This is a genomic window from Mycobacterium lentiflavum (genome assembly GCF_022374895.2).
GTDB lineage: Bacteria > Actinomycetota > Actinomycetes > Mycobacteriales > Mycobacteriaceae > Mycobacterium > Mycobacterium lentiflavum.
The window spans coordinates 1,688,663-1,713,416 of record NZ_CP092423.2; the positions used below are offsets into that span (position 1 = coordinate 1,688,663).

25 protein-coding genes and 1 pseudogene are annotated in these 24,754 nt (G+C 64.5%); 15 read left to right on the forward strand and 11 right to left on the reverse strand.

All coding sequences use genetic code 11. The annotated features are described in order from the left end of the window. The first annotated feature begins 36 nt into the window (after positions 1 to 36). Both MJO58_RS08210 and MJO58_RS08215 read left to right on the forward strand, forming a co-directional pair. The gene (locus MJO58_RS08210) at positions 37 to 519 is read left to right on the forward strand and encodes a YkgB family protein (RefSeq protein WP_031354506.1); all 483 of its coding nucleotides are present in this window, start codon (positions 37 to 39) and stop codon (positions 517 to 519) included. A gap of 366 nt (positions 520 to 885) precedes the next feature. Beyond that, on the forward strand, positions 886 to 1,113 hold the full coding sequence (locus MJO58_RS08215) for an anti-sigma factor family protein (protein WP_033710422.1): 228 nt from the start codon (positions 886 to 888) through the stop codon (positions 1,111 to 1,113). Positions 1,114 to 1,188: 75 nt separating this feature from the next. Here MJO58_RS08215 and MJO58_RS08220 read toward each other — a convergent pair whose 3' ends face one another. After that, on the reverse strand, positions 1,189 to 1,884 hold the full coding sequence (locus tag MJO58_RS08220; RefSeq protein WP_225332317.1) for a cysteine hydrolase family protein: 696 nt from the start codon (positions 1,882 to 1,884) through the stop codon (positions 1,189 to 1,191). Between the two features lie 262 nt (positions 1,885 to 2,146). Next, positions 2,147 to 2,608 carry a TetR/AcrR family transcriptional regulator gene (locus MJO58_RS08225; RefSeq protein ID WP_239722551.1) on the reverse strand — a complete coding sequence of 154 codons (462 nt, stop codon included), beginning with the start codon at positions 2,606 to 2,608 and terminating at the stop codon, positions 2,147 to 2,149. A 182-nt stretch (positions 2,609 to 2,790) separates the two neighbouring features. On the opposite strand from MJO58_RS08225, the gene acuR reads away from it, so the two are divergent. The 4 genes and pseudogenes from acuR to MJO58_RS08245 form a co-directional block, all read left to right on the forward strand. After that, positions 2,791 to 3,423: an acrylate utilization transcriptional regulator AcuR gene (gene acuR / locus MJO58_RS08230; RefSeq protein WP_239722552.1), complete on the forward strand. Its 633-nt coding sequence runs from the start codon at positions 2,791 to 2,793 to the stop codon at positions 3,421 to 3,423. Between the two features lie 14 nt (positions 3,424 to 3,437). Then, positions 3,438 to 4,421 carry an acrylyl-CoA reductase (NADPH) gene (acuI, locus tag MJO58_RS08235; RefSeq protein WP_031354507.1) on the forward strand — a complete coding sequence of 328 codons (984 nt, stop codon included), beginning with the start codon at positions 3,438 to 3,440 and terminating at the stop codon, positions 4,419 to 4,421. Positions 4,422 to 4,627: 206 nt separating this feature from the next. Beyond that, entirely contained in the window at positions 4,628 to 5,269 is a 642-nt protein-coding gene (locus MJO58_RS08240) for an SDR family oxidoreductase (protein ID WP_036391071.1), read from the forward strand. Positions 5,270 to 5,567: 298 nt separating this feature from the next. Next, positions 5,568 to 5,861 (forward strand): annotated as a pseudogene (locus tag MJO58_RS08245) (hypothetical protein); the annotation flags it as partial. Positions 5,862 to 6,611: 750 nt separating this feature from the next. On the opposite strand, the gene MJO58_RS08250 reads toward MJO58_RS08245, so the two are convergent. Beyond that, positions 6,612 to 7,682 (reverse strand): WXG100 family type VII secretion target, encoded by a 1,071-nt coding sequence (locus MJO58_RS08250; RefSeq protein WP_239722553.1) that lies wholly within the window; start codon positions 7,680 to 7,682, stop codon positions 6,612 to 6,614. Positions 7,683 to 7,703: 21 nt separating this feature from the next. Beyond that, positions 7,704 to 8,003, reverse strand: a complete 300-nt coding sequence (locus MJO58_RS08255; RefSeq protein WP_090601048.1) for a hypothetical protein — start codon at positions 8,001 to 8,003, stop codon at positions 7,704 to 7,706. A 91-nt stretch (positions 8,004 to 8,094) separates the two neighbouring features. Between MJO58_RS08255 and MJO58_RS08260 the strand changes: the two genes are divergently transcribed. The 3 genes from MJO58_RS08260 to MJO58_RS08270 all read left to right on the forward strand — a co-directional run bounded on the left by MJO58_RS08260 (position 8,095) and on the right by MJO58_RS08270 (position 10,997). Next, entirely contained in the window at positions 8,095 to 9,057 is a 963-nt protein-coding gene (locus MJO58_RS08260; protein WP_090601049.1) for a class I SAM-dependent methyltransferase, read from the forward strand. After that, positions 9,015 to 10,241, forward strand: coding sequence for a class I SAM-dependent methyltransferase (locus MJO58_RS08265; protein ID WP_239722554.1), 1,227 nt, complete (start codon positions 9,015 to 9,017; stop codon positions 10,239 to 10,241). The genes MJO58_RS08260 and MJO58_RS08265 overlap by 43 nt, the downstream gene beginning before the upstream one ends. Positions 10,242 to 10,313: 72 nt before the next feature. Then, positions 10,314 to 10,997, forward strand: a complete 684-nt coding sequence (locus MJO58_RS08270; protein WP_090601050.1) for an esterase — start codon at positions 10,314 to 10,316, stop codon at positions 10,995 to 10,997. Between the two features lie 19 nt (positions 10,998 to 11,016). Here the strand turns inward: MJO58_RS08270 and MJO58_RS08275 are convergent, their stop codons facing one another. Further along, the gene (locus tag MJO58_RS08275; RefSeq protein WP_239722555.1) at positions 11,017 to 12,291 is read right to left on the reverse strand and encodes an outer membrane protein assembly factor BamB family protein; all 1,275 of its coding nucleotides are present in this window, start codon (positions 12,289 to 12,291) and stop codon (positions 11,017 to 11,019) included. A 151-nt stretch (positions 12,292 to 12,442) separates the two neighbouring features. On the opposite strand from MJO58_RS08275, the gene MJO58_RS08280 reads away from it, so the two are divergent. Together MJO58_RS08280 and MJO58_RS08285 are read left to right on the forward strand one after the other, a co-directional pair. Continuing rightward, complete coding sequence (locus MJO58_RS08280; protein WP_090601052.1) at positions 12,443 to 13,180, forward strand: acyltransferase; 738 nt, start codon at positions 12,443 to 12,445, stop codon at positions 13,178 to 13,180. A gap of 47 nt (positions 13,181 to 13,227) precedes the next feature. Beyond that, a complete protein-coding gene (locus MJO58_RS08285) occupies positions 13,228 to 13,536 on the forward strand; it encodes a hypothetical protein (protein WP_239722556.1) in 309 nt (102 codons plus the stop codon). Between the two features lie 3 nt (positions 13,537 to 13,539). Here the strand turns inward: MJO58_RS08285 and MJO58_RS08290 are convergent, their stop codons facing one another. From MJO58_RS08290 to MJO58_RS08305, 4 genes are all read right to left on the reverse strand, one after another. Next, on the reverse strand, positions 13,540 to 14,094 hold the full coding sequence (locus tag MJO58_RS08290; RefSeq protein WP_090601054.1) for an anti-apoptotic protein: 555 nt from the start codon (positions 14,092 to 14,094) through the stop codon (positions 13,540 to 13,542). Positions 14,095 to 14,230: 136 nt separating this feature from the next. After that, positions 14,231 to 15,562 carry a cryptochrome/photolyase family protein gene (locus MJO58_RS08295; RefSeq protein WP_239722557.1) on the reverse strand — a complete coding sequence of 444 codons (1,332 nt, stop codon included), beginning with the start codon at positions 15,560 to 15,562 and terminating at the stop codon, positions 14,231 to 14,233. Continuing rightward, positions 15,562 to 16,041, reverse strand: coding sequence for a TspO/MBR family protein (locus tag MJO58_RS08300; RefSeq protein WP_239722558.1), 480 nt, complete (start codon positions 16,039 to 16,041; stop codon positions 15,562 to 15,564). Before MJO58_RS08300 ends, MJO58_RS08295 begins: the two co-directional genes overlap by 1 nt. Beyond that, positions 16,038 to 18,158: an MMPL family transporter gene (locus tag MJO58_RS08305; protein WP_434086317.1), complete on the reverse strand. Its 2,121-nt coding sequence runs from the start codon at positions 18,156 to 18,158 to the stop codon at positions 16,038 to 16,040. Before MJO58_RS08305 ends, MJO58_RS08300 begins: the two co-directional genes overlap by 4 nt. Before the next feature lie 54 nt (positions 18,159 to 18,212). On the opposite strand from MJO58_RS08305, the gene MJO58_RS08310 reads away from it, so the two are divergent. Then, positions 18,213 to 18,707, forward strand: coding sequence for a MarR family winged helix-turn-helix transcriptional regulator (locus MJO58_RS08310; protein ID WP_434086318.1), 495 nt, complete (start codon positions 18,213 to 18,215; stop codon positions 18,705 to 18,707). Here the strand turns inward: MJO58_RS08310 and MJO58_RS08315 are convergent. Continuing rightward, positions 18,693 to 20,789, reverse strand: a complete 2,097-nt coding sequence (locus MJO58_RS08315; RefSeq protein WP_239722561.1) for an MMPL family transporter — start codon at positions 20,787 to 20,789, stop codon at positions 18,693 to 18,695. The two genes, MJO58_RS08310 and MJO58_RS08315, sit on opposite strands and share 15 nt — an antisense overlap. Before the next feature lie 397 nt (positions 20,790 to 21,186). On the opposite strand from MJO58_RS08315, the gene MJO58_RS08320 reads away from it, so the two are divergent. The 3 genes from MJO58_RS08320 to MJO58_RS08330 are packed head-to-tail and all read left to right on the forward strand — an operon-like array spanning position 21,187 to position 24,145. Continuing rightward, positions 21,187 to 21,825, forward strand: a complete 639-nt coding sequence (locus tag MJO58_RS08320) for an SOUL family heme-binding protein (RefSeq protein ID WP_239722562.1) — start codon at positions 21,187 to 21,189, stop codon at positions 21,823 to 21,825. 2 nt (positions 21,826 to 21,827) lie between these two features. Beyond that, positions 21,828 to 22,871 (forward strand): type 2 isopentenyl-diphosphate Delta-isomerase, encoded by a 1,044-nt coding sequence (gene fni, locus MJO58_RS08325; protein ID WP_239722563.1) that lies wholly within the window; start codon positions 21,828 to 21,830, stop codon positions 22,869 to 22,871. A gap of 11 nt (positions 22,872 to 22,882) precedes the next feature. Beyond that, positions 22,883 to 24,145, forward strand: a complete 1,263-nt coding sequence (locus tag MJO58_RS08330; protein ID WP_090601062.1) for a glycosyltransferase — start codon at positions 22,883 to 22,885, stop codon at positions 24,143 to 24,145. On the opposite strand, the gene MJO58_RS08335 is transcribed toward MJO58_RS08330, so the two are convergent. Then, positions 24,098 to 24,673, reverse strand: a complete 576-nt coding sequence (locus MJO58_RS08335; protein WP_175364383.1) for a MarR family winged helix-turn-helix transcriptional regulator — start codon at positions 24,671 to 24,673, stop codon at positions 24,098 to 24,100. The genes MJO58_RS08330 and MJO58_RS08335 overlap by 48 nt on opposite strands. Between the last annotated feature and the right edge of the window lie 81 nt (positions 24,674 to 24,754).

Sequence of the window (24,754 nt, forward strand, 5' to 3'; positions counted from 1 at the left end):
GGTGTAGTCAACCCAACTAGCAAGGGAGTCATCATGATCGCTACCATCCGCGAGCAGATTCAAGCCGGCGTGCGCCCAGAGTCGCCAGTAGCACGTGGCGGCGCGGGCCTGGCACGGTACGGGCTGGCCGTCGTCATCGCCTGGATCGGCATGCTGAAGTTCACAGAGTACGAAGCCAACGGCATCGCGCCATTCGTGTCGAACAGCCCTTTCATGTCTTGGCTGTACGACATTTTCTCGATCACCACCTTTTCGTCGCTACTCGGTGTAGTCGAGATCGCAATCGCGGTCTTGCTCGCCGTCAAACCGTGGTTCCCTCGACTCTCAGCGATCGGTAGCCTCATGGCCATCGGCATGTTCGCCACAACACTGACATTCGTGCTCAGTACGCCTGGTGCATTCGAAGCATCAGCAGGAGGTTTCCCGGTGTTGTCGTCGACTGGTCAGTTCCTGATCAAGGACGTCGCACTGCTCGGAATCTCTGCCTGGACGCTGGTCGATGCACTCACACGCCGCTGAGGCCGAAGCCGCCCTCGTCACCTCGCTTCGTGCGGGTGACGAGGGCGGCTTCGTGCAAGTTGTCGACTTGCAAGCCCCACGACGCCACGCCTCGCACGCGACTACGTCAGGACACCAGATCGCCGAAGGCCCCCTACAGGAAGGCCTCTTACACAAAGGAATCGGCTCTTCCCAGGATCAGTCACCTCGGTTCACAGAGCTGTCTGCGAACTTTCATAGGAGGAAAGGTCGCAGTCCCTTGACGACGAGAAACTGGACGAGGAGTCGGAGCAACGAAGCCATCCTCGGGAATTTTTCCTCAAGCACCGGGGAGCATGGTCGCCGGCGAGCCGGTCGCTCATGCACTACATGAAAGGATGCAGACAGATGAGATGCAACGAACTCGCCGAACTACTCACCGAATACCTGGACGACTCGCTCGGTTCGAGCGACCACGTGAGGCTCGAAACGCACCTGTCCGAGTGCGCCGGATGCGCAAACTATCGCACTCAATACATATCGACGATCGCAATCTTGAATCAGATCCCCGTGGCCGGCTTCAAGCGCACGCTGCGCGATACGTTATCGGCGCACTTACACCAACGGCGCCGCTGAGCTTCGCAGGGCAACCGAGTTCAGCTCAGCAACAATGGATACACCAACTTTGCTGCCGTCAGCGCCCATCGGTCTTTAGGTGGCTTGCGCCAACTCAGCCACCGCTTGATCGGTGGTCCAGATAGCTGAGGCGAGGAATCGGAAATTAATCAGGGCAGCCAAGTATCCGTCGCCTTCGGGCAACCGTGCACCCGCAGTCGCGTCACGGATGACGACAACCTCGAAACCCTGTTCGATCAGCTCGCGCAAATGGCTTTCGGTGCACAGATTCGCGGCCATTCCAGCCAGAAGAACCTGGGTCACACCGCGTTTGCGAAGCTGAAGTACGAGATCGTTGGACTGCGGACCCACGATTTTATGGGGAGAAGCGACCACCGTCTTTCCGTCCAGGATGCGGTTCTTGTACCGCTCGAGATAGTCCGCGCCCGAACCGTCGAACCCTTCCAGCTGCAGCGGATGCGTCCGCGCGAACATGCCGACACTGTGCATGAAGCGCTCAAGCGGTCCGGCGAATTGCCAGTCCTGATCGGATGGATAGTAATAGTGCGGAGAGATCGCAACCGTGATCCCCGCGCTCTTGGCAGCTGACAGTAGTTGGTCGATGTGCTCGACAGTGCCGTTGTCTTCGACGCTGGCGCCGAACACCGACCATGTTGCACCATCGGGGCTGAGAAAGTCGTTCTGCGGGTCAGTCACGACGAGCGCAGCGTGCGTCACGTCAAGCTGGAAGCCAGATGGCGGAAGTCCGGGCTCTGCGGGCTCGTCGTACACGGATGAAGTCGACATTGGATGGGAGTCCCTTTCCTATCGGGCGCTAGTGCGCGACACACGGCAGCGCCCGGAAAGTATAAATAGACGACCGGTCGGATATCAACAAGTCCGGCCTTTCGGACCTCGATGATGGAGGCGGGACTTCAGGACGTGCCGACCAAACCCACCAACTGCGGCAAGGTTATTCGTGAGAAACGGTCGTATGGAGCGCGGGTGCGATCGATCCTGGCGCGAAGCACTGCCCCTTCCCACGCTTCGATAATCAAACCTGCGACTTCGCGACGCCGTTGAGGCGTTCCCTCTGTGAAAACAGCGGCCAGTTCGTGCTCCCAAGCACAAACAATGCCGCGTAGCTTTTCGTGGACCGACGCATGGTGGCTGAGACTTCGAGCGCGAGATTGCCAATTAGGCAGCCGCGCATAAAGGTATGGCGCTCGTGCTCGTCGGCAATCACCGCGAAGTAGCGTTGCAGGCGGCGAACCGGTCTCCCGCGACCTAGCAGCAAGGATCCGGACCGGTCCTGAAGTTCGAGCCAGTACTGTTCTAGCACTGCGACAACAAAGGCTTCTTTGCTCTCGTAGTACGTGTAGAACGCCGCCTTCGGTACGTGGGCACGATCGGCAATTTCCTTGACACCTGTCGCGTTGACGCCACGGGCATAGAAGAGCTCGAGTCCACTAGCGAGTAACCGTCTGCGGATATCCGGGTTCCCCGGGCGAGGCACAGGAGCAGAGTAACTGACCGAACAAGGACCTTGGCCGTGCACGGCACCAACTCGACCACGCGCGTCCAGACGCACATATCCGGTCAAGTGAGCATTTTTGGTGCGCCATTGCGTAGCGCGAACTCACCGGGCGCTGAACGCGCCCGTGGACATTTAGAGACAGTCGGTCTAATCTCATCACCATGAGCGCTCCCATTGTCCGGCCTCGTCGTGGACGGCCGCCAAAAGTCAGCCGTGACCACGAAGACACGCGGGGAGCATTGCTTCGCTGCGGGATGGAAATCCTGACTGCGCAGGGCCTCACTGCGACAGGTATTGAATCGGTGCTCAAGCCCGTCGATGTACCGAAGGGCTCGTTTTATCACTACTTCGACAGCAAAGACGCATTCGGTCTGGAGGTGCTGCAGAGCTACGCGGAGTATTTCGCGCGCAAACTTGATCGCTGGCTGTTGGACGACAGTCTGCCACCACTGCAACGTCTGACCCTTTTCGTCGAGGACGCGAAAGCCGGAATGGCCAGACACAGGTTTGATCGTGGATGCCTTGTTGGCAATCTTGGGCAAGAAGTTCGGACACTTCCCGAGAGCTATCGCACGAAACTCGAAGAAACACTTGAGGACTGGGAGCAGCGCTTACAGGATTGCCTGCGACTGGCCGTTGACGTAGGAGATCTTCCGGCCGACACCGACTGCGCCGCGCTATCACGGTTCTTCTGGATCGGTTGGGAGGGAGCGGTATTGCGCACCAAACTCGCTCGGACAGTCGAACCGCTCGACGTGTTTTTCAGTGGATTCCTCGCATGTGCCCGCGCGTAGGAGAAGGGAATACGATGTTCAGCGCGATTGTGGTTGAGAAGACCAACACGGACTACCGTGCGGAAATGCGGCGGCTCGGCAGCGACGACCTACCTGAGGGGCAAGTGACCGTCCGGGTCGCATACAGCAGCCTCAATTACAAAGACGCCCTGGCCATCACCGGTAGGGGCCCCGTCGTCCGTCGCTTCCCGATGGTCCCGGGAATCGACTTAGCCGGCGTCGTTGAGGCCAGCAATGACGCGCGCTACAAACCCGGTGATCACGTTCTGGTGAACGGTTGGGGACTGGGCGAGACCCACTGGGGAGGGCTTGCACAGATCGCTCGGCTCCAGGCGGACTGGCTAGTGCCACTCCCCCCCTCGTTCACCGAGGCGCAGGCCACTGCCATCGGCACTGCGGGCTATACAGCGATGCTTTGCCTGATGGCACTCGAACAACACGGGGTCACCCCTAGCGACGGCGAAGTACTCGTCACCGGTGCCAGTGGCGGCGTCGGAAGCATCGCGGTCACGCTGCTCGCGAGCAACGGCTACACGGTCGTCGCGGCAACCGGCCGCCTCGCTGAGGCAGACTATCTGCGGAGGTTGGGTGCGGCTACGGTGATCGACCGAGCCGAACTCGCCGAACCGGGCCGCCCCTTGGGCAGCGAGCGCTGGGCCGGCGCTATCGACTCCGTGGGCAGCCACACACTGGCCAATGTGTGTGCCACTACCAGTGCCGAGGGAGCCGTCGCCGCGTGTGGCATGGCTCAAGGCATGGAATTCCCAAGCACTGTTGCGCCATTCATCCTGCGCGGAGTGAGCCTGTTGGGTATCAACAGTGTCACGCAGTCCCACGCCAAACGCGTCACAGCGTGGGGCCGGCTGAGCAGCGACCTCGACACCGGACACCTAGGCGAGATCAGCCACGAGATCGGCCTCACTGACGCTATCTCCACTTCAACAGATCTTCTTGAGGGCCGAGTGAGGGGCCGCATCATCGTTGACGTGAATCGCTAACTCCCCTTTGCTGGAGCAGTGCGGGATAGTCGCTAGCTGACGGGTTATCTGCACGATAGGCACGTGCTCTCCCGCAGCATGCGATCAGCACAACCGAGGGGCCGCCAGCTCGCCAGTAACTGTCGTGCCGGACTCGGCCGAGTAGGAAATACCTTGATCGCCGCTTATAACGCCCACCACACACGACGACAGAAGGAGCAGCATTCATGACACGAGTTCTTGTACTTGGTGCCGGAGGCAGAATCGCGCAAATCGTAGTACGCGAACTGCTCCACGACGAGAGCGTGAATCTCACCCTCTACCTACGGAACGACCAACGCTTGCACGACTTGCCCGACCTCCGCGCAACGGCAGTAGAAGGTGATGTCCTTAACGGAAGTCTCCTGAAACAAGCGGTCGCGGGACAAGACATCGTCTATGCCAACCTTGGCGGTAAAGATATCGTGGACCAAGCGCGTGGGGTCGTCACTGCACTTGAGGGCGCTCGCGTGCGAAGGCTCATTTGGATCTCGACGCTAGGGATCTACGACGAAGTCCCCGGCGAGTTTGGCCGTTGGAACCATCGGATGCTCGACGGCGGCTATCTCGAAACCTACGCCGCAGCGGCGAAAGTGATCGAGTCTTCGCGCCTTGACTACACAATCATCAGACCCGCATGGCTTACAGACAAAGACGAAGTGGACTACGAGATCACCCAAAAAGGAGAACCTTTCAAAGGCACCGAGGTATCCCGAAAAAGCATCGCGGCACTCGTCGTACGATTGATTACCGATCCCTCACAAGAACTCCACGGCTCACTGGGAGTAAACAAGCCAGGCACCGACGCCGACAAGCCTGCATGGCAGTAATTCCGGACGCGATCGGGAAGAGCCGTTGGATAGTGGATAGTCCAGGCGCAATGCGAACTCTGGGCATGAGGTCGCAGCCTGCGTCGGGCGGCGTAAGTTCACCCTCGCGGGAGCACTAGACCGCCTAGGTCGAGTACGAGCAGGCCAAGCGGATCGTCATTGGCTGCATGCTCCACAGGCGATGACAACATCTGAAGAGACTTCACTCAGAGGGAGGCGGCACAACCCCATAGATCGTGTACGGGCTTCAGTACGTACGTTGACGCTCACCCAGCTTTGCTCACGCTCACCAGCGCCACACTGGGAGAATGCAGGCAAGAAGCAGGTAGATCAACGACTTGTAACCAACCTGGTGCTGGTCTGCCCCTATCACCACCGGCTGCATCACCAGGGCGGCATCACCCTGACCGGTTCCGCGACCGCTCTGGTGGTCACCGACAGCAGCGGGCAACCGCTGGGCACCGGATCGCTGGCGCGCCCACCGACCCTGCCCCCACCCGATGTTCCACCCTGCCCCGGACCCACCGGCGAACGCGCCCAATGGTGGTGGTACCAACCCTTCCAACCACACCCACCACCCACACCCAACTAAAACCGGCCACACCCGCGCCAATTTTGAAGCTCGAACGACTGGGAATGGGTGCGCGAGCAGGCGTCTCAAGAGCTTTATTGGTCATGTTGTCGAGATCTCGCATGAAGTCATCAAAAGCGGCATGATTGCGGCCGAACCAGGGTGGAAAATCCCAGAACTTTGCGAACGCCTCGAAGGGCAGATCTCATTCCCAATACACGGACGACGTTAAGAAAAGTCCCCACAGGAATGACGCTCCATAGCGGTCTCCCTTCCATGAGAACTCATACCCTTCATATGCTGGAAGAGTGTCGTCGAATAGCGGCCTCTTCTCAACTTGGACAGCAGGGCCGAAACGCTCATCAAATTCATGAATGTCGCAACTCCACGCTGCCAACTGTGCCGGAGACTCGACATCGAGCGGCGTGTGGTCTGTGTGCATGTAACTCGCCGACGCAAGTGATCCGTGTTGGTCTGCGTGTGCGTTGAAGTCAAACCCTGGCCACAACACACTGTTGTACCTCAGCGACGTGGCGTCATTATCAACAATACCCAGTAGCGTCTTCACGTCTCGAAATCGCGAGTTCTGGTCGGACAGTGCAGCGGCTATTCGTTCGTGAGTACGTGCGGCGTTGTCCAAAGTTACGCCTACCCTGCTGAGCCGAGCATCTAGCAAGCCCCGGGTATCTGCTAGAGACAGCCGCGGCTTCATCGTCATCAGAAGATAGACTTCGAAGTTGATTACCGCGGTTACTTCCATCGCTCACTCCACTACTTCGGCAGGAATTGAAAGAGGTCGCCGCGAAATACAGAAAGCGTTCCGTCCGGGGCCACCATGATGGCTTCCCGGACGCTCGGGACGACAGGTAGCACTAGCTTTGATCCGTTAGGTCCATCGACAATCCCGGCGGTCTTACCCCATGCAGCTGCCGCCGCGACGTCCGCCGCTTCCGCGGCCTGTTGCTGACTGGCGATGTGTAATTGATTAAGCCTATCGATCAAGGTATTCAACCTTGAGCCCTTAGACACATTCTTTCCGACATCTTCCCCGATCTTCTTGGCTTGATCGGCGACGCTCGGACCTGGTGATTGTTCTGTCGGGCCTCCCTTGGGTGGCTCAGCGCCTCCGCTGCCTCCTTTCCCGCCTGTGCCAGATCCGCCTTTTCCAACGGGACCGCCGCCACCCTGCACCGTTCCCGTTTTTGGATCGAACGGTGTCGGACCCGGCTGGACCGGCTCGAATGGGCCGTGTGCGGGCTGGTCGGTGTAGGGATCCCACTCGTGGTCCAGCTTGAAGCCGGCACCGAGCGCGCGGGCCACGGGCGACGCTGGCGGTTCGGCGAAAGCGACACCGTTCAGAGGTGCGCTGGCGGTGGTGATCTTGGCGGCGATGGCTTGGTCGTGGGCAACGAGCTGTGCGGCGCGTTGTTGGATGTCGGCGGCGTATACCTGCGCTTGCGCCTGAGCTGCCACACTTGCTCGCGGTGGTGTTACCGAAAGGTCTTCGCCGACAAGGTATCCGGCGCTGCTGGCTTCCTCGACCGCATCCAGCACGCTGCGCTTAGCGGAATCGAGTGTGTCGGCTCCGCGCCGCGCGATCGCGGCGGATTCGTGCAGGACGTCAGCCAGTCCTCGCACCTTCACCAGGTCGGCGAATGCTCTTTCCTGTGCGGCCTCGGCAGCGACGCCCTCCCACACCGTCCCGCCCGGGGACACCGAAGCGCGATGAATCGAACTGAATGAGGACTCCCAGTGCTCGGCGGTAGCCGACCAGTCCCTGGCTGCACCTTCTAGATGAGCGACATCCCAGGCCTGGATCTCCGAGAGAGACGGAACCCCCACGCCGCCGACCCCCGCCACCGTTTACACCCGGGGTATCGAGGCAGCGATGGCGGCGGCTTGTTGCGCACCCGCAGTGTCGTTCGCGGCAAACTCGGCGCCCGCCATGGCGGATTTGACTGCACTGGTTTGCGCTCGTTGGGCTAAGACGGTGATGACTTCTCCCACGGCCGCATGGGTAGCGCCGACGGCACCCGATGTCGCCTGGATCGGTAGCCCAACTCTGGGCAGCGGAGTCGCCGCCACCAGCTCCGCCGACACCGTCTCGCAGTGCGCTGCCAGCACCTGCAGCCCCTCATCACTGACCCGAAGAACGTCGGCCACATCGTCGATTTTAAGTCGCATCTGCCGATTGACACTTCACTTCGTGCCGGGGCGGATCGGGCCGTTGCCACGGGCTATTAGGCTGCCCTGCATGACCGAAGTAACTCCGGCCGGCCATGTGACGGCCGATCAGGTCGAAGCCGCGCGGCACGACACCAAACTCGCCCAGGTGCTTTACCACGACTGGGAGGCCGAGACCTACGACGAGAAATGGTCGATCTCTTATGACCAGCGCTGCGTCGACTACGCCCGCGGACGCTTTGACGCTGCGGTGCCCGATGAGGTGCTGCGCGAACTACCGTACGACAACGCCCTCGAATTGGGCTGTGGCACTGGGTTTTTCCTACTCAATCTGATCCAGGCCGGCGTCGCGCGGCGTGGCTCGGTCACCGATCTGTCACCCGGCATGGTCAAGGTCGCCACCCGCAACGGGCAATCGCTGGGCCTGGACATCGACGGCCGGGTCGCCGACGCGGAGGGCATCCCGTACGACGACAACACCTTCGACCTGGTGGTCGGGCATGCCGTGCTGCACCACATTCCCGATGTCGAGCTGTCGCTGCGCGAGGTGATCCGGGTGCTCAAGCCCGGCGGGCGCTTCGTCTTCGCCGGCGAGCCGACCAATATCGGCGAGGTCTACGCCCGCCGGCTGTCCACGCTGACCTGGCGGGTGGCCACCAACGTCACCAAGTTGCCCGGTCTCGGCGGCTGGCGGCGCCCGCAGGTCGAGCTCGACGAGTCGTCCCGCGTCGCGGCGCTGGAGGCCATCGTCGATCTGCACACCTTCGCGCCCGAGGACCTAGAGCGGATGGCGACCAACGCCGGCGCGGTGGAAGTCGGGACTGCCAGCGAGGAGTTCACCGCCGCGATGTTCGGCTGGCCGGTGCGCACCTTCGAGGCATCGGTGCCGCCGGGACGCCTCGGCTGGGGCTGGGCGAAATTCGCCTTCAACGGCTGGAAGACGCTGAGCTGGGTCGACGCCAACATCTGGCGGCGCTTGGCGCCCAAGGGGTGGTTCTACAACGTGATGGTCACCGGGGTCAAACCCTCCTGAGTGCTGGCCTGCGCTTCACCGCCGACGACGTCGGTTACCTGCGCTCGGATGCGGGTGTCGCGGCGCTGGCGGTGGTCGCCGAATCCGCGCTGACCGACGTCACCCGGATCGCCGACGTCGCCGCGGCGCGCGCCCGCTTCGGCGACCGGGCGCCGGTGCTGGTGGAGACGACGCTGTTGCGCCGCCGTGCGGCCGACAAGCTCGGTCAGCTGGGTGACGTGGCGAACTGGCTCTTCACCGACGAGGCGTTGCAGCAAGCCACCGCGGCACCGGTGGCCCAGCATCGGGCCCGGCGATTGAGTGCGTCCGGCGTGGTTATCCACGATGCGACCTGTTCGATCGGCACCGAGGTGGCCGCGCTGCGCACGGCCGGCGCTCACGCGGTGGGCAGCGATATCGACCCGGTGCGGTTGGCGATGGCCGCCCACAACGTCGGCGCCGGTTTGTGCCGCGCGGACGCACTGCATCCGGTGACCCGCGACGCGGTGGTGATCGTCGACCCGGCGCGCCGCAGCGCCGGGCAGCGCCGGTTCAACCCGGCCGACTACCAACCGGGCCTGGGGGAGTTGATCGACTGCTACCGGGATCGTGATCTCGTCGTAAAGTGTTCTCCCGGAATCGATTTCGATCAACTGCACCGTCTGGGTTTCGACGGTGAAATCGAGGTGACGTCGTATCATGGCTCGGTGCGCGAAGCGTGCCTGTGGTCGCGCGGGCTGGCCGAGCCGGCCGTTCGCCGACGGGCCAGCGTCCTGGATCGCGGCGAACAGGTCACCGACGCCGAGTCCGACGACTGCGGAGTACGCCCGGCAGGCCGATGGATCGTCGACCCCGATGGTGCCGTGGTCCGGGCCGGCCTGGTGCGCCACTACGGCGCGCGGCACGGGCTGTGGCAACTCGACCCCGACATCGCCTACCTTTCCGGCGACCGGTTGCCGCCGGACGTGCGCGGCTTCGAGGTGCTCGAGCAGCTGGAGTTCGACGAGCGTCGGCTGCGCCACGCCCTGTCGGCGCGCGATTGCGGGGTGCTGGAGATCCTGGTGCGCGGCGTGCAGGTCGACCCCGATGCGTTGCGGCGCCGGCTGCGCCCGCGCGGCCGCCAATCGCTGTCGGTGCTCATCACCCGCCTGGGCTCCGGGGCCGCCGCGCGCGCGACGGCGTATCTGTGCCGCCCGTCGCGGTGACGCCAGGTACGCTGTCGGCGGTCACTTTCCGGGGGACCTCGCCATTTGAAGTCGACGAGGACAATTCGAGTTATGCGCTATCTGATCGCGGCCGCGGTGCTGGTCACTACGGTTCTCCTGGGCTGGCCGGCCGCCGCTGACCCGCCGTCGTGTGCCAGCGTGGGCGGCACCGTCGGGGACGGCCAGATGTGCCACATCCACGCGACCAGTCCGACCTACACGCTGAACATGACGTTTCCGGCCGACTATCCGGACCCACAGCCGCTGATCGACTACATCACGCAGAACCGGGATGGGTTCCTGTCCGTCGCGCAGACGTCCGGGCCACGCGACCAGCCCTACCAACTCGAGATGACCACCGAGCAACACTTCGCCGGTCAGCCGCCGCACAACACCCGCAGCGTGGTGCTCAAGTTCTTCCAGGACGTCGGCGGATCGCACACGTCCACCTGGTACAAGGCGTTCAACTACAACGTCGGGACCAAGCAGCCCATCACCTTCGACAACCTGTTCGCCCCCAACACGTCGGCGCTGGAAACCATCTTCCCGCTGGTCAAGGCCGACCTGGAACGGCAGAACGCGCTGGGTGCGGCCGTCTTGCCGTCGTCGGGGCGCGACCCGTCTCACTACCAGAACTTCGCCATCACCGACGACCAGCTGATCTTCTACTTCGCGCCGGGGGAGATGCTGCCCGCGTTCGCCGGCGCCTGCCAAGCCCAGGTGCCGCGCAACGCGATCCCGCCGCTGGCGGTCTAAAGGCTGTTAGGCCGGGGCTTCAGGCTGGCCTGAAACAGAAGACCTGACCGTCGCTGGTGGCGGCCACCACCCGGCGGTCGGTGCCGATCGCGATGCCGACGGGGTAGCCGGTGGCCGCGGGCAGCGGATAGCTGTTGACCGTGTGGCCGTTGCCCGGATCGAACACCAGCAGCGACATGCCGGGAGCATCGTCGTGCGGGGGGCCGCTCACCACCGCGTAGCCGACGCCGGACCCGGCCAGGCCCGCGGACGACAACGGGGTGACGTCGTCGCGGCGCCAGACCTGATCGCCGTGATCGCCGGCGTCCTTGAAGGCCACCAGCTTGGTGTCGGGTCCACCGCCGGCGACGATCAGGCCCTGCGGGGTGACCGCGGGCGGCGTCTGGGCCAGGAAGCCCAGCGGCACCGACCACTTCGGTTTCCCGTCGGCGGTGGATAGGGCCCACAACCGTTGGTCGCGGCCATTGACGTAGACGGTTGAGCCGTTGGCCGACAGCACCGGGCTGGCGATCACACCGGCGGCGACGGCGTCGGTGGTCCACTCCCGGGTCAGCAGGGGAGTCTGGCCGCGGTGGTACTTGAGCCCGACCAGCCCCGCCGCCGCAGCGCCCGGCTGCCAGACACCGAGCACCGCCATCCCGCTGGCCGCCGAGAAGGCGGGGGCGGCCGCGACCGGGCAGCCCTGCCGCGCCGGAGCGCAGTCGGCGAGCCCGCGCGTCGCGTCCGTCGGGTCAATCCCGTCGACCAGGTCCAGCGGGCTGCCGACCACCATGCCGCGGTGTGCGTCGAACACCAGGACCTGTCCCAGGTGTGTGCTGACCAGCAGTTGGCCATCGGCGAGAAACCTTGGGGTGGAAGGCATTCCAATCACCGGCTGGCGCCACCGCGTCCACTGCGTCACCGGGAACGATAGGAAAGCTCCCGGCTGGCCGACGTAGAGGTTGTCGAAGCCGTCGAACAGCGGACCGCCGACCCCGCCGCCCTGGACCAGCCGCACACACCAGCGTTGCCGACCGTTGTCGTTGTTCTCCCATTCCATCAGCGAACATCCCGCCGCCGTCTGCGCGTTCAGGGCGAGGTAGTTGCTCGAGCCCAGCGCGGGTCCGGCGCCCAGGCTGCCCTTGACCGATCGCGTCCATTGCAAGGACAGCTTGTCGGCGCCGCCGGTCGTCGTGTAGCTGCTGTTGGCCGCGTCGGCGTACTGCGCCGACCAGCCCGGTGCGGGCGCGGCCTGCACCCACGAGTCGGTATTGCCGCAACCGCCGAGCCCGATCGCGAGTACAGCTGCCAGCACTACGGATGAGCAACGCCGAAGCCCACTGACGGGTTGTCGGACCAGCACCTCGATTTTTCAAATCCTTTCGGCACGCGGGTCGCTCGGTACAGGTGAGGGTAACCCGTGGCGGTTCGCGCACTCACGATTGACCGCGTTAGGCTTTCCGGCTGTGACGAGCATGTGGGGAGCCCCGGTACACCGCCGGTGGCGGGGCCACCGGCTGCGAGACCCACGTCAGGCCAGGTTCTTGACGATGGCCTCGCTGAAGTGGGTGCTGCGCAATCGCGCCTACACGCCGTGGTACCTGGTGCGCTATTGGCGGCTGCTGAAGTTCAAGCTGGCCAATCCGCACATCATCACCCGCGGCATGGTGTTCATCGGTAAGGGCGTCGAGATCCATGCGACACCGGAGTTGGCGCAGCTGGAGATCGGCCGCTGGGTGCACATCGGCGACAAGAACACGATCCGCGCGCACGAGGGCTCGCTGCGCTTCGGCGACAAGGTCGTGCTGGGCCGCGACAACGTGATCAACTGCTACCTCGACATCGAGCTCGGCGATTCGGTGCTGATGGCCGACTGGTGCTACGTCTGCGATTTCGACCACCGGATGGACGACATCAACCTGCCGATCAAGGACCAGGGCATCATCAAGTCCCCGGTGCGGATCGGCCCGGACACCTGGGTCGGGGTGAAGGTGACGGTGCTGCGTGGCACCTCGATCGGGCGGGGCTGCGTGCTTGGTTCGCACGCGGTGGTGCGCGGCGTGGTTCCCGACTATTCGATCGCGGTCGGTGCGCCGGCCAAGGTGGTCAAGAACCGGCAGCTGTCCTGGGAGAGTTCCGCCGCGCAGCGGGCCGAATTGGCGGCCGCTCTCGCCGATATCGAGCGCAAGAAGGCCGCACACTGAATTCGCCGGGGCAATACGGTCCCGCGCCGACGCGTCCCGGCTGGGATGTGGCGCTGTCCATCGTGCTGATGGTCGTTGCGGTCGTGGGCTGGGGGGCGGCCGCCGGCATGGAATTCATGTTTCTGGCCTTCACCGACTACTGTCCGCCCGAACACTGCAGCGCCGACCGGGCCGCCACCTCGTTCCTGCTGTCGGTCTCGGTGGCGGCGGCGCTGACCCTCGGCGGGTGTATCTGGACGGTCATCCGGCTGGTGCGCCGACGGTCGGGCTGGCCCTTTGCCGTCGCGACGCTGGCCATCTCCGCGCTGGCCGAATTGCTGGGCGTGGTGGGGTACTTCGCCGCGGTCGGCTACTGACCCTTAAGGCGAGGACGGCGCGTCGTCGACGACGAAGTGATAGTCGACGGTGCCGGCGTCGACGCCCGTGACGGACACGTTTACTCCGTAGTTCTGGCCGCCCGTGACGAGGCGGCACCGCAGCGTCGCGCCCTGCACGCCCTTGAGGTTGTCGGGGCAGGTCACCGAATCGGGCTTGGTCCCGACCTGCTGGGTGATGTTGTCGCTGATCGCTTTCTCGACCTGGTTTTTGTCGACGGTCTCCACCATGTCGAACTTGACGTTGCTGCCCTCGACGCTGGTCACCGTGACGTTGACGCCATAGGTGACATCCTTGACCTTCATCGAGCAGTTCAGCTGCGCACCGACCTTCGCGGGCAGGTCACCCGGGCAGTCGACCGAATCCGGCTTGTTGCCCTGCGCATCGGTCAACTTCTGGGTGATCTGGCTGGCGACGTCCTTCTTGTCCACCGCGTGCGGCCCCGAGGAGCCGATCGAGCACGAACAGGCGCCGGCGCTGGCCATCAGCCCTGCGGCAGCACCTGAAATCAGCAACGTTCGAACGATCGAGTGGGCCATATCGCCTCCCTGGCGCTTTGACTTGACGACTGTGAATCGGCTGATGATTACATGCCGAATAGGTATGGGAAGGTGATTTCGGCAAAAGATTGTTTCGGTGTGGCGTAGAGTTTCGGCGCCAGTCACGCGGGGACGACTAGGAACCGATGGCCTGATAGCGGCGCAGCGCCTCGGCCCGTTCGGTGCCATGGTCGACGATCGGTTCCGGATACCCCTGTGGCCGTTCACCTTTGCGCAAATGTAAGTCGTCTGCGGCGGCTAACTCTGGGATCCAGCGCTTAATGTAATCGCCTGCGGGATCGAACTTTTCACCCTGGGTGGTCGGGTTGAACACCCGGAAGTACGGCGCGGCGTCGGTACCGCATCCCGCGCACCACTGCCAGCCGTGCTGGTTGTTGGCCATGTCGCCGTCGGTGAGTTGATCCAGGAACCATTCGGCGCCCCACTGCCATGGTAGATGCAGGTCCTTGACCAGAAACGATGCGACGATCATCCGCACCCGGTTGTGCATGAAGCCGGTCTCGCGCAGTTGCCGCATGCCGGCATCGACGATCGGAAACCCGGTTTCGCCGGCCTTCCACGCTTCGAGCCGACCCTTGGCCTCCGCGCCCGTATCGGTCTGGATGCCGTCGAAGTCGCTGTGCCAATTGCGCCAGACGCTGGACGGCCAGTAGTGCAGCACCGCGGCGTAGAAGTCACGAAAGGCTAACTCCCGCAAGTATGCCTGCGCTCCTGCCGCGCGCAGGTTCATCCCCGCGACCAGGGTGCGGGGGTGAATGGTGCCGAACTTCAGATGCGCCGACATCCGGCTGGTGCCCGGCAGGTCCGGCCGGTTCCGGTCCTCGGCGTAGCGATCCAGCCCGTCGTCGGCGAACCGCTCCCACTGCGAAAGTGCCGCTGCCTCACCGGTTTCGAGACTCAGGTCGACGCCGGGGTCGGGGATCTCGCAGTGGTTGGCCACGTGGGCCGGGTCGAGCCAGCGGGCCGAATCGGCATTCGACTGTGCGGGTTTGCGCCAGCCTTCCGCTCGCCACTTGCGCAGAAACGGGGTGAATACTTTGTAGGGCTCGCCGTCGTCTTTGGTGATGCGGCCGGGCGACACCAGATACGGTGATCCGGTCGCGACGAGGGGCACCGAACCCAGTGCCGCGCGGACCTTTTGGTCACGATGTTTTCCGTATGGCGCGAAGTCCTCCGAAATGTGCACCGCCGTGGCGTCGATCGCGTTGGCAATGCGGGGAATCTGCTCTTCGGCGCGCCCCCGGGTCACGAGTAGCCGGCCATCCAGGTCGTCGCGCAGTTGCCGCAGCGAGTCGCCCAAGAACTGCAGGCGGCGCTGGCCCGACGATTTCACCAGCTGCGGGTCGAGCACGAAGCAGGCGAGCACGTCCTTGGATTCGGCCGCGGCGAGCAGCGCTGGATGATCGCGCAATCTCAGATCGCGGCGAAACCACAAGAGCGCTGGCATTATCGGTTGAGCCGCCAGATGTGGGTAGCCAGCACAGTGGCGAACGCGCACCATAGCGGGTAGGGCGCCAGCGCCGCGCCGGCGCGGGGGTCGGCCGCGGCGGCGCGTCGGGCGAGGTCGGCGCTGCTGGCCGTCAGCGCGGCCGCACCGAGAACGGCCGCCCCAAGTTTGTGAAAGCGGAAGAAGAGCCAACTCCATCCGGCGTTGAGCAACAGGTTGACGGTGAGGGCGGCAGCATACCCGCGCGCTTTGTCGTGCTGTCCCGCCGCGCGGAATTTGTCCAATGTCACCGCGGACGTGGTCGCGATGTCGGTGTAGAGGCCGGTCCAGACGATGGGGAAGGCGGCGTTGGGTGGCTGGTAGGCGGGTTTGCGCAACCTCGTGTACCACGCGGGCACGCGTCGCGGGCTGGCAATGCCTCCGGTACCTGCGGCCACGGCCACGGCGAACGTCGTTGCGGCGAGAGTCGAGAGCTTCACAGCCTGCTCCGTTCTTGTTGTAATGGGTTACATTGCAGCTCAACGTCTTTAGTGTCGACCGGGCTGGCCGGCCACCAGATGCGATCGCCGATCAGGGCGAACAGCGCGGGGATGACAAGGGTGCGCACCACGAAGGTGTCGAGCAGGATTCCCAGGCCGACGATGATCCCGAGTTGGGTCATCACGATGAGCGGCAAGACGCCCAGCACGCAGAAGACCGCCGCCAGAACGATTCCCGCACTGGTGATCACACCGCCGGTCGCCGACACCGCACGGATCATGCCGTCGCGGGCCCCGTGCCGCGCCGCCTCTTCGCGGGCGCGGGTGACCAGGAAGATGGTGTAGTCCACGCCGAGCGCGGCCAGGAACAGGAACGCGAACAACGGAGTGCTGTTGTCTAATGCCGGGAATCCGAAGACGTGCAGGCTCGTCCAACCGCCGAGACCGAGCGCGGCCAGCGCGCCGAGAATCGTCGCGGACAGCAGGTTAGGTGGTGCGAGTACCGAGCGGAGCAGCACGAACAAGACGATGAGTATCACGGCAAAGATCGCCGGGATCAACGTCACCCGGTCGCGCACGGCGGCGTCGCGGACGTCGAGGGCTTGGGCGTCGGGTCCGCCGACCAGCGCGTCGGGTGAGGCGGATTTCGTCGAATTACGCAGTGCGGCAATGGTGGTGAATGCTCGGTCCGACGAAGGCGCGGCGCTGGTTACGACCGACCATTTCGTCTGGCCGGTGGCCGACTGACCTGCATCGGCCACCGAGACCACGCCGGGAGTAGCGACAATCGCCGCGCGCACCTGCGATGCCTGCGCGCTCGGCGCGACGACCAGGGTGGGGTTTGCCATGCCGGCCGGAAAGTGCGCGGCCACCACGTCGTAGCCCGACACCGAGTCCGCCTGCACCCGGAATTGTTCGGTCTGCGACAAGCCGATTCGAGTCCCCAGCAGGCCGCACGCCAGTGCCGCCAGCACCGCGATCGAGACCGTGGCGACGACGGCGGGATGACGGGCGACCCCGGTGGCGACGCGGCGCCATACTCCGGAATCCAGGGGGGCGGCGCCGTCGGGCTCAGGCACCAGCGGCCAGAACAGTCGCCGCCCGCACAAGGCGAGCAGTGGCGGCAGCACCACCAAGACGGACATCGCGGCGATCACCAGGCCACAGGCCGCCAGCGCGCCCAGGCTGCGAGTGCTGGGCGTCGATGCGAAGAGCAGGGTGAGCAGCGCCAGCACCACGGTGGCATTGCTGGCGACGATCGCCGGTCCGGCCCGGCGCACCGCGAGACGCAACGCGTCGCGGTGGTCGGGGTGGCTCCGAAGTTCTTGCCGGTAGCGGGAAATCAGCAGCAACGCGTAATTGGTGCCGGCTCCGAACACCAGCACACTGGTGATCCCCGAGGTCGCACCGTCGAAGCTCAATCCGGTCAGCGACGCGACCGCGGTACCCGCCGCAGCCGCGACGCGGTCGGCGAAGCCGATCACCAGCAGCGGTGCCAGCCAGAGCACCGGTGAGCGGTAGGTGGCGATCAGCAGCAGCGCCACCACGGATGCGGTGACTGCCAGCAGGGTGACGTTGGCGTTGGTGAACGCGTTGGCGATGTCGGCACCGAAGGCCGGGCCGCCGGTGACGTGTGCCCGCAGATCCGCGGGCAGGCCGGCGTCGGCTGCGGTGCGCAGCGCGGCAACTGCCTCGTTGAGCACCATGCCGGACAGGTCGGCACGGATAGGCACCACGCCGATGGCGGCCTTGCCGTCCGCCGACACTATCGGCGGCTGCATGTTGGCCGCCGCGAACGGTGCGACGACGCGCTGCATCCGCTCGCGGGCCGCCTGGGTTGCGCTCACGTCTGCGGAATCCAGCCGCGCGCCGTCGGCGCGACTGACCACCAGCAGCAGCGGGACCTGATCGCCCCCGGGAAATTGGCGGGCCACAGCGTCGAGTTTCGCGGAGTCCGAGTCAGTGGGCAGCGACAGCGGCGCCTGCCCGCCCGACGAGTTTGCGCCGATCAGCACGATGAAGCCGACACCCAGCAGCACAGTGGCCAATCCGATGCGCCACGAGCCCCGGCCGGTCACCAGAGCAGCCAGACGGTCGCACGACACGATCCCAAGCATTTCACTGACTTAACCATTAATCAAGTTAACAAGATGCGGTATGCTGCCAATCTGATGAACCCGAATCGGGGCTCCGACGAACGTGTGCGGCTTGAAGCGCTGATCGCGGCCGACGCACGTACCCTCAGCGCCGAATCCGATCAGATGGGTCGTGTGTTCGCGGCGGTACATGGGTTGTACCCCAGTGACTTTCGCGCCTTGTTGCATATCCTGGTCGCCGAAAGTTCCGGTGCACCGCTGACATCGGGCGAGTTGGGCCAAAAGATGGGCTTGTCCGCGGCGGCCATAACCTACCTCGTCGAGCGCATGATCAACTCCGGCCACATCACCCGCGATTCGGACGCCCAGGACCGTCGCAAGGTCATCCTGCGCTACTCCGATCCCGGTCTGGCGACCGCCGGCTCCTTCTTCAGCCCGTTGGGCATGCACACTCGTGCGGCGCTCGACGACTTACCCGACGCGGACTTGGCTGCGGCGCATCGGGTCTTCGTCGCACTTGTCGCCGCAATGCGCCACTTCCAGGCCGAGTTGAGCTCACCGGAGCCGTAGCTGCGTCGCATGGTCTCCAAGGGTTCGATGGTGCCATCGTGCCAGCGAAGCGGGCGCCCACCAGTTCAGGCCGCCCAGCACATGCATGAAGGCCGGCACCAGCAGCATGCGGACCACCGTCGCATCCATCAAGACGGCGATGGTCAGGCCTAAACCGAACATCCGCATGAACGACACCCCGGCCGAGATCAGTGCCGCGAACGAGATCGACATCAGCAGCGCCGCCGCGGTGATGATCCTGCCCGTACGGGCGAGGCCCCGCGCAATGCTTTCATCGTTGTCCGCCCGCGTCCGTGGTGAGTAGAGCCAATATTCGCGGACCCGGGCAAGCAGAAAGACCTCGTAGTCCATCGACAAGCCGAATGCGATGCAAAACATCAGCACCGGGACGTTCACCGGCAGCGTGCCGGTTGATGTTGTCCCTGCCGCGCCCAGGTGACCGTCCTGGAAGATCCACACCAGGGCGCCGAACGTCGCGGTCAGTGACAGCATATTGAGTAATAACGCCTTGACCGGAAGTATCACGCTGCCCGTGAGGAGGAAGAGCAGCACCATCGTGACGACGGCGATGAAGGCGAACACGAACGGCAACCGGGAGGTGATGCCCTTGATGCAATCACGATTCGTTTGTGCCAGCCCGGCGATCTGGACTGTTCGGTGTTGCGGCGGTGCGACCGCGTGTATGCGGGCCAATTGCGTCTCGGACGCGCGTGTGAAAAGCGGCGCCGTGCTTTCAACCGTCAGGTAGGCGCTGCCTGCCGCCATCCCGGCCGGCGCCGTGGGCGGCCCGGTGGGTTCACCGGCGACGAAGGTGGCGGTCGGTGAGGACACGGCAGAGACATCGATGACACGGGACAGCCGCATGGCGTAGTTGTCCAGATCGCTGGTGGTCAGACCGGCGGATTCGGGAAGGACGACCTTCACTCGGGTCTCAGAATTAGTGCCGAATTCGCTACGAACTCGGTCGTTGACGACGCGGGCTGACGACGATGTCGGCAGTACCCGGTCGTCGGGATAGCCCCATCTGACACCGAGGAATGGCGCCCCCAGTACAAGCAGGAATGCCGTGAGCACCATGGCGACCGGGATCGCTTGACGCATAACCAGTTTCGCCGTCCGATACCAGAAGCTCTGCTCCACGGACCGTTGTGCGGGCGTGCGGCGGCGGACGAACCGACCGCCGAATCGCCAGACGTTCAGCGCGTCGAGCCGGTCTCCGAGCAGCGCAATCGCTGCCGGCGCCACCAACACCGCTGCCACCGCGGCGAACCCGACCACTGCCGTCCCGGCGTACGCGAAGGACTTCAGGAAGTACATCGGGAACAGTGCCGTTGCGGCCAGTGCCAGGGCCACCGTGATCGCCGAAAACAACACCGTCCGGCCGGCCGTGGTCACAGTTTTCACCAACGCCTCGTCGCGGCCCTTCCCGTCGGCCCGCTCGTCGCGGTAGCGACTGATGATCAGCAACGTGTAGTCGATGGCCAGGGCGAACGCCAATGCCACGGTCACGTTGAGGGCGAAGACCGACACGTTGGTGACCAACGCGATCGCACGCAACACCGCCAGTGAACCCGCGATTGCCAGTGCGCCCACGGCCATGGGTAGTGCCGCCGCGGCTATCCCGCCGAACACCCAGACCAATGCGATAAAACTCAGCGGTATCGCTATGACCTCCATTCGCAGCAGGTCTTTTCCGGTCTGCTGGTTGATCTGTTCGAACACCATTCCCGATCCGCCCGCCCGCACGGTCACCCCTTGGAAGTCACGTGCGTACCGCTCTGCCAGTGTCTGGGCATGCTTGGGGGCGCTGTTTTCATCACCCTTGAGCGCGACGAGGATCATCGCGGTTTTTCCGTCGGCACTCACCAGGCCCGGCGCTGGACGGGTATCCCATGGGGATGCCACGGCGGACACGAAAGGAGATTGCGCAAGCTGCGCGACGATGTCGGAACCCACGACTCGCGCGGGACCGTTGCTGGCCCCGCTGGGCGAACTCACCAGCAGAATCAGTTCCAGCTCGCCCTGATTGAACTTTCCGGCGAGTATCGCGGCGGCGCGCGCCGATTCGGAGGTTGGATCCATGAATCCGCCTGCCGACAGGCTGGTGGCAGCGGATACGCCGAATATGCTCGTGCCAATTAGCACCAGAAGTGCTGCTGCAATAACCTGTTTCGGATACTGGACACAGAGTCGGGCCGCTTGTGCCAGGGGGCGACAGCCGGAGTCGATCCGCGGTCGGCGCCGACGGGCGGGCGCGCGCCGGATGCCCAATTGCTTCATCCGGCAACGCTTAACCGATTTCTTGCGCGGACGGGATGCGGATCCCACGGCGGGTGCGACCTCCAACCGTTGGTTCCCGCGGCTTCGGCGCCGACGATCGGTCTCCAGAATACTTTAAGTATCTGAACCATTCAAGGATTTAACTAAATCGGGGTTTTCGGTTAGGCTGGCGAGCAGATCGCCAAGGAATGAGGTACTTGTGTTGGGGTCGATTGCAAGAATTTTCGGGCAGGTACTCGAAGCGGCGGGTTCGGTTGTCGGTTACCGCCACGGCACCGAGGAGCCCGCCCATAGCGCCGAGAAGCTGACCAACAACGTGGAGATCCGCCGATATGGTGCGCGGATCGCCGCCGAGACGACGGTGTCCGCGGACGAAGAGGCTGCCAGGAACGCCGGCTTTCGGCGCCTTGCCCGCTACATATTCGGCGCCAATCGTGGCAGTCAAAAGATCGCCATGACGGCACCGGTGGCACAGCGCAGCGGCAAGGGCGAGAAGATCGCCATGACGGCACCGGTCGCGCAAAACCCAGCCGGTAAGGATGAATGGGTGATCCGGTTCTTCATGCCGGCCGACAAGACACTGGAGTCGTTGCCGGTGCCCGACGACGCGCAAGTCAGGCTGGTCACCGTGCCGCCGGAGACGATCGCAGTGCGCCGGTTCTCCGGCAGCCGCAGTGCCCGCGCTGTTGCCGCGCAGACCGCTGAGTTGTTAGAGACGTTGCGCGACAATGGATTCAAGCCCATGGATGCGCCGGCGGCGTGGTTTTACGATCCCCCGTGGACAGTTCCGCCGCTGCGTCGCAACGAAATTGCGGTGCCTGTCGAGCCGGCTGGATAACCGTGACGGCCGACCGCGCTGCGTTGAGGACCCGCAAACGCCGGCACATCGACGTTTGTCTGGACGGTGACGTGGGGTACCGGGGCATAACGACAGGGCTGGAACGCTACACGTTGCCCTACAACGCCTTGACCCAGACCAATCTCGGCGACATCGACTTGTCCACCGAATTTTTCGGGGTGCGGCTGCGGGCGCCCGTGCTGGTGGGTGCGATGACCGGCGGGGCGCAGTTATCGGGCACCATCAACCGAAATCTGGCCGCCGCCGCCCAGAAACTCGGCATCGGAATGATGCTGGGGTCCCAGCGGATCATGCTTGACAGCGCATTGGGCGAGCGAGCCGCTCCAAGCTTTACCGTGCGCGACGTCGCGCCCGATGTGTTGCTGTTCGGCAACATCGGGCTATCGCAGTTCACCAAGGATGCGATAGCCGACATCGCGCAAGCGCTTGACCGAGTGGGGGCGGACGTGCTTGCCGTGCACACCAATCCGCTGCAAGAGGCGCTGCAGTGCAACGGCGACACCGACTTCGCCGGAACTCTGGACCGGCTGCATGACCTCACCGACAAGCTGGGTTACCCGGTGCTGTTGAAAGAGGTCGGCCACGGGATCGGCGCCACAGCCGTCGCCGAACTGCTAAGGCTGACCGGTGAGGCGCCGGTGGCGGCCATCGATGTGGCCGGCGCGGGCGGCACATCGTGGGCGCGCGTGGAGCAGTTGGTCCGCTACGGCGAACTGCGCCACCCGGACTTGGCCGACTGGGGAATACCTACCGCGCAAGCCATTTTGGAAGTGCGGGCGGCACTGCCCGCCATCCCGTTAGTCGCGTCCGGGGGAATCCGTACCGGCATGGACGCGGCCAAAGCGCTGGCGTTAGGTGCCGACGTGGTGGCGATCGCCCGGCCGCTGTTGCGGGCGGCCATCGATTCCGCGGACGCGGCAACCGCCTGGTTGCAACAATTCATTGACGAACTGCGCATCTGTCTGCATGTCTGCGGCACGGCCGATCTGCGAGCCCTGCACGACGCGGGCGCGGCTCCCTTATAGGGGCCGGCCCGATGGCAGTAATCCTGGCTTACGGGTCGCCGGCGCTCGGCCACCTGTATCCGCTCGGCGCGCTGTTGCGGGAACTGGCCTCGCGCAAACACCAGATCCACCTGCGCACCATGGCTTCCGAAGTAGCCGCCATGCGCAGTCTCGGTATCCGCACCGAACCCGTCGATCCGCGGATCGAGGCCATCGCCGGGCAGGATTGGCTGGCGCGCAATGCGTTAGGAGTTCTCAGAACCACGGTGGACGTGTTGTGCCGGCGCGCGGTGATCGAAGTCGGCGACCTGCAGCGCGCGATAGCAGCGGCCAAGCCCGACGTGATCATCGTGGATGCCAACTGCTGGGGGGCTATGGCGATCGCCGAGGCCAGTAATCTGCCCTGGCTCGTGTTTTCGCCGTTTACCCCCTACTTGAGGTCGCGCTCCGCGCCGCCGTTCGGTCCCGGCCTGCGGCCACTGCCCGGCCTTGCCGGAACAGTGCGCGATGCGTCGATGCGCCCTTTCGTGAGCTTTCTCTTCGATCGCCGGATAGTGCCGCGGCTCAACGCTATTCGTGCGGACGTTGGAGTTCCCGCCGTCGCGTCGGTGGACGCGCTGATGCGCCGCGCACCGCTGGTGTTGTCGGTCGGCGGTGAGCCGTTCGAATATCCGCATCCGGATTGGGACGACTTGGTGCACTTCATCGGGGCGTGTGAGTTCGAGCCGTCGCCCGTGAGCGCGCCCGACTGGATAGGCGACATCGAAAGACCCATCGTGCTGGTGACCACATCCTCGATCGCCCAGGCAGATGCCGGTTTGGGCCGTATTGCCTTGCAGGCGTTGGCGGCAGAGCCCGTCCATGTGGTGGCGACATTTCCGGCGGGCGTGCCCCGCGGGCTGATGTCGACACCCAATGCCACAGTGTGCCGATTCGTGAATCATGGTGCGGTGCTTGACCGTGCGGTCTGTGCCATCACCCACGGGGGCATGGGCGCCACCGTAAAGGCGCTCAACCGCGGTGTCCCGGTTTGCGCGGTGCCGTACGCCCGCGATCAGGCCGAGGTCGCGCGTCGCGTGCAGGTCGCCGGCTGTGGCACGCGTCTGCCCGCGCGAAGGCTGACCCCCTCCCGGCTGCGCGCCGCGGTACTCATGACGACGGCCATGGCCGACGGCGCCCGGCGGGTAGCGGCTGGTTTCGCCGCAACCGGCGGGGTAGCGCGCGGTGCGGACCTGATCGAGCAGCGACTACTGCTGCGGGTTCTGGCGCCGCGCCTGTTGCCGCCGGGCTGCTGAGGCGCCGCGCCCAACACCGGCCGGCAATGGGCTGGGCTGGTTCGCGAGCTCGTCCTCGAACGTCGCCATTGCGTCGATCATCGCCAGGAACACTCGGTGCGCCGCGTCAAGGTCCTCGTCGCTGAGATCGGCCATCGCGGCGCTGAGATGAGCGCCCAGCGGCCTGAAGAAGGCGTGCGCCATCGTCATACCGCTCTGTTCGTAGCGCAGCAGCCACTTTCGTCGGTCATCGGGATCGGGCTCACGACGTATGTGTCCCGCCTCGATCATCCGATCGACCAGATAGGTGATCGCCGCCGGCGAGACATCCATGCGCTGCCGCAACTGGGCCAAAGTCAACGGTGCGCCGGCGGTTTCGCTGACCATGATATGCAGCAGGGCGTGGAAATCGCTGCTGGTGACGTCGTTCAGTCGCGCAAAGTATCGGCCGACCCGATCGGAGCGCGCCGTAATCGCTCGTATGTCGGCCGACAGCTGCCGTTCCAGCTCAGCGCGGTCCGGCGGTGAGCCGTTGCGGCGCTTGGTCACCTGCCTGCATCCTTCATGAGACACCAGGGTATCCGCGCACTCGGCAAAAGACCTACTAGACCCCGCCGCGCCGCGACGTGC

What these genes read in the sequence shown, in the direction of transcription:
- MJO58_RS08215 (WP_033710422.1), top strand. Translation starts at nt 886, where the DNA reads ATGAGATGCAACGAACTCGCCGAACTACTCACCGAATACCTGGACGAC.
- acuR (WP_239722552.1), top strand. Translation starts at nt 2,791, where the DNA reads ATGAGCGCTCCCATTGTCCGGCCTCGTCGTGGACGGCCGCCAAAAGTC.
- acuI (WP_031354507.1), top strand. Translation starts at nt 3,438, where the DNA reads ATGTTCAGCGCGATTGTGGTTGAGAAGACCAACACGGACTACCGTGCG.
- MJO58_RS08240 (WP_036391071.1), top strand. Translation starts at nt 4,628, where the DNA reads ATGACACGAGTTCTTGTACTTGGTGCCGGAGGCAGAATCGCGCAAATC.
- MJO58_RS08260 (WP_090601049.1), top strand. Translation starts at nt 8,095, where the DNA reads ATGACCGAAGTAACTCCGGCCGGCCATGTGACGGCCGATCAGGTCGAA.
- MJO58_RS08270 (WP_090601050.1), top strand. Translation starts at nt 10,314, where the DNA reads ATGCGCTATCTGATCGCGGCCGCGGTGCTGGTCACTACGGTTCTCCTG.
- MJO58_RS08290 (WP_090601054.1), bottom strand. Translation starts at nt 14,094, where the DNA reads ATGGCCCACTCGATCGTTCGAACGTTGCTGATTTCAGGTGCTGCCGCA.
- MJO58_RS08295 (WP_239722557.1), bottom strand. Translation starts at nt 15,562, where the DNA reads ATGCCAGCGCTCTTGTGGTTTCGCCGCGATCTGAGATTGCGCGATCAT.
- MJO58_RS08305 (WP_434086317.1), bottom strand. Translation starts at nt 18,158, where the DNA reads ATGCTTGGGATCGTGTCGTGCGACCGTCTGGCTGCTCTGGTGACCGGC.
- MJO58_RS08310 (WP_434086318.1), top strand. Translation starts at nt 18,213, where the DNA reads ATGAACCCGAATCGGGGCTCCGACGAACGTGTGCGGCTTGAAGCGCTG.
- MJO58_RS08315 (WP_239722561.1), bottom strand. Translation starts at nt 20,789, where the DNA reads ATGGATCCAACCTCCGAATCGGCGCGCGCCGCCGCGATACTCGCCGGA.
- MJO58_RS08330 (WP_090601062.1), top strand. Translation starts at nt 22,883, where the DNA reads ATGGCAGTAATCCTGGCTTACGGGTCGCCGGCGCTCGGCCACCTGTAT.